The organism is Sphingopyxis sp., from assembly GCF_035565275.1.
In the GTDB taxonomy this organism is placed as follows: Bacteria; Pseudomonadota; Alphaproteobacteria; order Sphingomonadales; family Sphingomonadaceae; genus Sphingopyxis.
The window spans coordinates 1-5,477 of the sequence record NZ_DATMST010000177.1 but is presented as its reverse complement, the minus strand read 5'-3'; the positions used below and the strand labels follow the sequence as shown (position 1 = coordinate 5,477).

The window sequence follows — 5,477 nt, the reverse complement described above, 5'->3', positions numbered from 1 at the left end:
TCGTCGGGTTCATATTCGACCGCGGCGCCGCTCGATGCCGGCGCTTCGGCGGGCGGCGGAACGGGGATCATCTGCTGGCCGGTCGCGGTGCCGGTGGCAGCGGCCTTGGGGGCAGCGGCCTTCTTCGGCGCAGCAGCCTTGGGCGCGGCGGCCTTCTTGGCGGGTGCCTTCTTCTCGGGAGCGGTAGCCATTACTTTCTTCCTTGCTTGGATAGCTTAGAGCGCTTCCGCGCCTGCAATGATTTCGATGAGTTCGGTGGTGATCGCCGCCTGACGCGTGCGGTTATAAACGATGGTCAGCTTGTTGATCAGGTCGCCCGCGTTGCGCGTCGCATTGTCCATCGCGGTCATCGACGCGCCCTGTTCGGACGCGGCGTTTTCAAGGAGGCCCTTGAAGATCTGGATGGTGACGTTGCGCGGCAGGAGGTCGGCGAGGATCGCTTCCTCGTCGGGTTCATATTCGACCGCGGCGCCGCTCGATGCCGGCGCTTCGGCGGGCGGCGGAACGGGGATCATCTGCTGGCCGGTCGCGATCTGGAGCAGCGCCGACCGGAACTTCGAATAGAAAAGATGCGCGACGTCGAAGGCGCCGGCTTCGTACATCTCCATGACCTTCGCCGAGATTTCGCTCGCCTGGTCGAAGCCGATGTCGCGGATGCCGGTGGTTTCATACTGCTCGACGATCTGGCCCTGAAACAGGCGCGCGATCACCGGGCGGCCCTTGCGGCCGACGAGATAGAAGAGGACCTTCTTGCCCTCGGCCTGCAGTTCGAGCGCCTTGTCGCGCGCCGCCTTGACGATGTTCGAGTTGAACGCGCCGGCGAGGCCGCGGTCGCTGTTGAGCACGACGAGCAGGTGCGTGTCGCTCTTGCCGGTTCCCGACAGCAGCTTCGGCGCCGAATCCGACGCGCCGACCTTCGACGCGAGGCTCGCGACGACGCCTTCGAGCCGCTCGGCATAGGGACGCGCGGCTTCGGCGGCGGCCTGCGCCTTGCGCAGCTTCGCGGCGGCGACCATCTTCTTGGCCTTGGTGATCTTCTGGGTCGATTTGACCGAGACGATCCGCCCTTTGAGTTCCTTCAGACTGGCCATAAGTCCCGTCTTTTACCTTTTTGTCGTCATCCCGGCGATGGCCGGGATCTCACCGTCGAGACCCCGGCCTTCGCCGGGGTGACGAGGTGGGTGGATTACGCGAAAATCTTGGCGAAGGCGTCGAGTGCCGCGACCAGGCCCTTCTTGGCGTCGTCGCCAAGGTCCTTGGTGTCGCGGATCGTCTTGAGCACATCGGCATGGTCGCTGCGCAGATAGGCGAGCATCGCCGCTTCGTAGCGCGACACGTCGGTCGTCGCGACATTGTCGAGATAGCCGTTGGTGCCCGCGAAGATCGATGCGGTCTGCTCTTCGAACGGCATCGGCTGGAACTGCGGCTGCTTCAAGAGCTGCGTCAGGCGCGCGCCGCGGTTGAGCAGCTTCTGCGTCGACGCGTCGAGGTCCGAACCGAACTGCGCGAAGGCTTCCATTTCGCGATACTGCGCGAGCTCGAGCTTGATCGAGCCCGACACCTTCTTCATCGCCTTGGTCTGCGCGGCCGAGCCGACGCGCGACACCGACAGGCCGACGTTGATCGCCGGGCGGATACCCGCGTTGAACAGGTTGGTTTCGAGGAAGATCTGGCCGTCGGTGATCGAAATCACGTTGGTCGGAATATAGGCCGACACGTCGCCCGCCTGCGTTTCGATGATCGGCAGCGCGGTGAGCGAGCCCGCGCCATTGTCTTCGTTCATCTTCGCGGCGCGCTCAAGCAGGCGGCTGTGGAGATAGAAAACGTCACCCGGATAGGCTTCGCGGCCCGGCGGACGGCGGAGCAGCAGCGACATCTGGCGATAGGCGACGGCCTGCTTCGACAGATCGTCATAGACGATCACGGCGTGCATGCCGTTGTCGCGGAAGAACTCGCCCATCGTGCAGCCGGTGTAGGGCGCGAGGAACTGCAGCGGCGCGGGCTCCGACGCGGTCGCGGCGACGACGATCGAATATTCCATCGCGCCATTTTCTTCGAGCTGGCGGACGATCTGCGCGACGGTCGAGCGCTTCTGGCCGACGGCGACGTAGATGCAGTAGAGCTTCTTCGACTCATCATCGCCGGCGTTGGCCTGCTTCTGGTTGATGAAGGTGTCGATCGCGACCGCGGTCTTGCCGGTCTGACGGTCGCCGATGATCAGTTCGCGCTGGCCGCGGCCGACGGGGACGAGCGCGTCGAGCGCCTTGAGGCCGGTCTGGACGGGTTCGTGGACCGAGGTGCGCGGGATGATCCCCGGCGCCTTGACTTCGACGCGCATGCGCTTGTCGGCCTTGATCGGGCCCTTGCCGTCGATCGGATTGCCGAGGCCATCGACGACGCGGCCGAGCAGACCCTTGCCGACGGGGACGTCGACGATCGTGCCGGTGCGCTTGACGGTGTCGCCTTCCTTGATCTCGGCGTCCGAGCCGAAGATCACGATGCCGACATTGTCGGCTTCGAGGTTCAGGGCCATGCCCTGCACGCCGTTGGCGAATTCGACCATTTCACCGGCCTGGACATTGTCGAGGCCGTGGACGCGGGCGATGCCGTCGCCGACCGAGAGAACCGAACCGATTTCGCTGACCGTAGCGTCGGTGCCGAAATTGGCGATCTGGTCCTTGATGACCTTGCTGATTTCAGCGGCGCGGATTTCCATGGTTTAGCCTTTCATCGGGCAAATTGGGCGTACGGGCTTTCAGCCCTTCATCGCCTGGGCGAAACTGTTGAGACGGGTACGGATGCTGCCGTCGATCAGCTGGCTGCCCAGCTGGACGACGAGGCCGCCGAGAATGGCGGGATCGACGGTCGTCGCGACGGTGACGTCGCGCCCGACACGGGATTTGAGGTTCGCGGTCAGCGCCTTGACCTGCTCGGCGGTGAGCGGGTGCGCGCTGGTGACCTTGGCGGTCACTTCACCGCGATGATTGGCGACGATCGCGTCGAAGGCCGCGATCATGCCGGGAAGATCGGCGAGACGGCGATTCTCGGCGAGCACGCCGAGGAATTTCGCGGTGAGCGAATCGAGCTTCAGCGACTTGGCAACCGCGGCGATTGCGTTCGCGGCGTCGGTGCGGCTGACGACAGGGCTGGCGATCAGCGCCGACAGGTCGGCCGAATCGGTGAGGGCGGCCTTGAGCGTCGCGAGGCTCTTGGCAACCGCGTCGATCGCATTCGATTCGCGCGCCAGATCGAACAAAGCGACCGCATAGCGGCCCGCGAGGCCCGCCGTGATGTTGCCCTGAATGCCGCCGGAATTCTCCACGCGCGAAAGTCCTTTTCTACGATCCCGAGGGGGATGGCTGCGCGGATTTGCCCGGCATCCGAAAATGCCCCCCGCTGCAAAGTCGGGGCGCGCGTAGCAACGATTTTGCTGCAATGCAAGGCGGGGGTTGGAGTCTTGCGGCCCCCTTCGCAAACCCGTTTGCCCCCCGCCTCTGCATGGGCAGGCTCCGAGCTTGTCGAAGGGCCGCTCTTTCTTCAAGGGTTGCGGGAAAGAAGGACGGGATTTCGACAGGCCCGGTCCAAACGGAAGAGGGGGTGCGTATGGGCGATATGATCCGGATGGCAATGGACGATGGTGCCGAAATCGCCGTCTATCATGCCCGGCCCGAGGGCGAACGCCGCGGCGGGCTGGTGCTGGTCCAGGAAATCTTCGGGGTCACCGATCATATCCGCGAGCTGTGCGACGAATATGCTGCCGACGGCTATGAAGTGCTGAGCCCCGCGCTGTTCGATCGCGAACATCCGGGGTTCGAGAGCGACTATTCGGGGCCACAGTTCGAGCGCGCGGTGCAGCTTGCGCGCGAGTTGCACCCGTTCGAGCAGAGCGTGAAGGACGCGCAGACGTGCATCGACGTGCTGAAAGGCAAAGGTCCCGTCTTCATCACCGGCTATTGCTATGGCGGTTCGGTCGCGTGGCGGATGGCGCAGGTCAGCCCCGATCTTGCCGCGGCATCGGCCTATTACGGCAGCCTCGTCCCGACGATGTTCGCCGATCCGGCGCCCCGATGCGCGACGATCGCCCATTTCGGCCGCTACGATGCGGGCATCCCGATGGAGGGCGTCGAGGCGCTGATCGCCAAGGACCATCCGACCGCACAGATCTTCGTCTATGACGCGAACCACGGCTTCAACAGCGACCGGCGCAAGGATTATCACGAGGCAAGCGCCGACCTCGCGCGCGAGCGTACGCTGATGCTGTTCAAGGCGTGCGGCGGGTGAGACTGGTCTTCATCCATGGCCCCGCCGCATCGGGCAAGCTGACGGTCGCACGCGAACTGGCGGCGCTCACAGGGCTGCCGCTCTTTCGCAATCACCTTGTCGTCGACGCGCTGCTCGCGGTCTTTCCCTTCGGCAGCCCGGCCTTTGTCGAACTCCGCGAAAAGATGTGGATGGATGTGTTTCGCGCCGCAGCCGAAGAAGGGCGGTCGCTGATCTTCACCTTTCATCCCGAGGCGAGCGTCGCGTCTGATTTCCCGGCGCGGGCGGCCGCGCTGGTCGAGGCCGCGGGCGGCCGCACCGATTTCGTCGCGCTGAGTTGCGCCCCCGAAACCGTCGCCGCCCGGATCGAGGCACCGTCGCGGCAGGCAGGCGGCAAATTATCGTCGCTGGCGTTGCTCCGCGAACTGGAAGCACAAGGCGCCTTCGCCTATCCGCCGCTGCCGCCCGCCGCGGTCGAGATCGACACTGGTGTCACGGCGCCTGTCGCCGGGGCAAGGCGCATTTGCGACGTGCTCGAACTGACGCCGTCAGTCGCCGGTTGAGCCTTTCGCCGACCCCGCCGCCCGCTGGCAGCGATAGACGAGCCGTTCGTTCGGACCGGCGGGAAGCGCGCCGCGGATCGCGTCCTGCTGCGCCGCAAGGCCCGCGAGCTGGTCGGGATCGGCGGTGCAACCTTTCAGTGTCACGCCGGCGCGGATTTCGCGCGCGCGGGTCATGGTTTCGGCGTCGAGCAAATACCGGTCGACGCGATATTCGCGTCCGGCCGAATCGATCGATGCCACGGTGACGGTCGCCTCCTCGTTCGGCACGAGGATGCGCTGCCAGCGCCCGTCCGACCCTTGCGCATATTGGGTGCGGCCGTTGACGCAGCCGCCCTTGCCGATCGCGATCGGTACGTCGGTGGTCGACGACACGGTGATGCGGCTGCGATCGGGGCGGATCGTGCAGAGGAAATTCCCCTGTGCGAGTTCGGGCGCGTCGGACGGTTTCGCCGCGCCGGCTTCCTCGGCGATTTCGGCGTGGGTATCGGGGCGCGTGGCGAACAGCACCGCCGCGGCGAGGATCAGCACCGCGCCCGCGCCGCCCGCGATCTTCGCGTTCCGGACATTCTTCTGGCTGTAGAACATCAGGCCGGCGCCGGCGGCGAGCGCGCCGATCACGAACAGCACGCCCGCGAGCGCGATGCGGTTTTCGCG

At 65.6% G+C, this 5,477-nt stretch carries 5 protein-coding genes and 2 pseudogenes; 2 read left to right on the top strand and 5 right to left on the bottom strand.

Features of this window, described 5'->3' with window-relative positions:
• The 4 genes and pseudogenes from VN047_RS12620 to VN047_RS12605 all read right to left on the bottom strand — a co-directional run.
• Positions 1-191: pseudogene (locus VN047_RS12620) on the bottom strand (hypothetical protein); the annotation flags it as partial.
• Between the two features lie 24 nt (positions 192-215).
• The gene (locus VN047_RS12615; RefSeq protein WP_325543181.1) at positions 216-1,091 is read right to left on the bottom strand and encodes a F0F1 ATP synthase subunit gamma; all 876 of its coding nucleotides are present in this window, start codon (positions 1,089-1,091) and stop codon (positions 216-218) included.
• A gap of 95 nt (positions 1,092-1,186) precedes the next feature.
• Positions 1,187-2,716 carry a F0F1 ATP synthase subunit alpha gene (gene atpA / locus VN047_RS12610; RefSeq protein ID WP_325543179.1) on the bottom strand — a complete coding sequence of 510 codons (1,530 nt, stop codon included), beginning with the start codon at positions 2,714-2,716 and terminating at the stop codon, positions 1,187-1,189.
• Between the two features lie 39 nt (positions 2,717-2,755).
• Positions 2,756-3,322 (bottom strand): F0F1 ATP synthase subunit delta, encoded by a 567-nt coding sequence (locus tag VN047_RS12605; protein ID WP_325543177.1) that lies wholly within the window; start codon positions 3,320-3,322, stop codon positions 2,756-2,758.
• 281 nt (positions 3,323-3,603) lie between these two features.
• On the opposite strand from VN047_RS12605, the gene VN047_RS12600 reads away from it, so the two are divergent.
• Both VN047_RS12600 and VN047_RS12595 read left to right on the top strand, forming a co-directional pair.
• Positions 3,604-4,281 carry a dienelactone hydrolase family protein gene (locus VN047_RS12600; RefSeq protein ID WP_325543176.1) on the top strand — a complete coding sequence of 226 codons (678 nt, stop codon included), beginning with the start codon at positions 3,604-3,606 and terminating at the stop codon, positions 4,279-4,281.
• Positions 4,278-4,823: an AAA family ATPase gene (locus VN047_RS12595; protein WP_325543174.1), complete on the top strand. Its 546-nt coding sequence runs from the start codon at positions 4,278-4,280 to the stop codon at positions 4,821-4,823. The genes VN047_RS12600 and VN047_RS12595 overlap by 4 nt, the downstream gene beginning before the upstream one ends.
• On the opposite strand, the pseudogene VN047_RS12590 reads toward VN047_RS12595, so the two are convergent.
• A pseudogene (locus VN047_RS12590) lies at positions 4,809-5,477 on the bottom strand (serine protease); the annotation flags it as partial. The gene VN047_RS12595 and the pseudogene VN047_RS12590 sit on opposite strands and share 15 nt — an antisense overlap.

Coding starts and splice junctions, on each gene's coding strand:
- VN047_RS12600 (WP_325543176.1), top strand. CDS start 3,604: ATGGGCGATATGATCCGGATGGCAATGGACGATGGTGCCGAAATCGCC.
- VN047_RS12615 (WP_325543181.1), bottom strand. CDS start 1,091: ATGGCCAGTCTGAAGGAACTCAAAGGGCGGATCGTCTCGGTCAAATCG.
- atpA (WP_325543179.1), bottom strand. CDS start 2,716: ATGGAAATCCGCGCCGCTGAAATCAGCAAGGTCATCAAGGACCAGATC.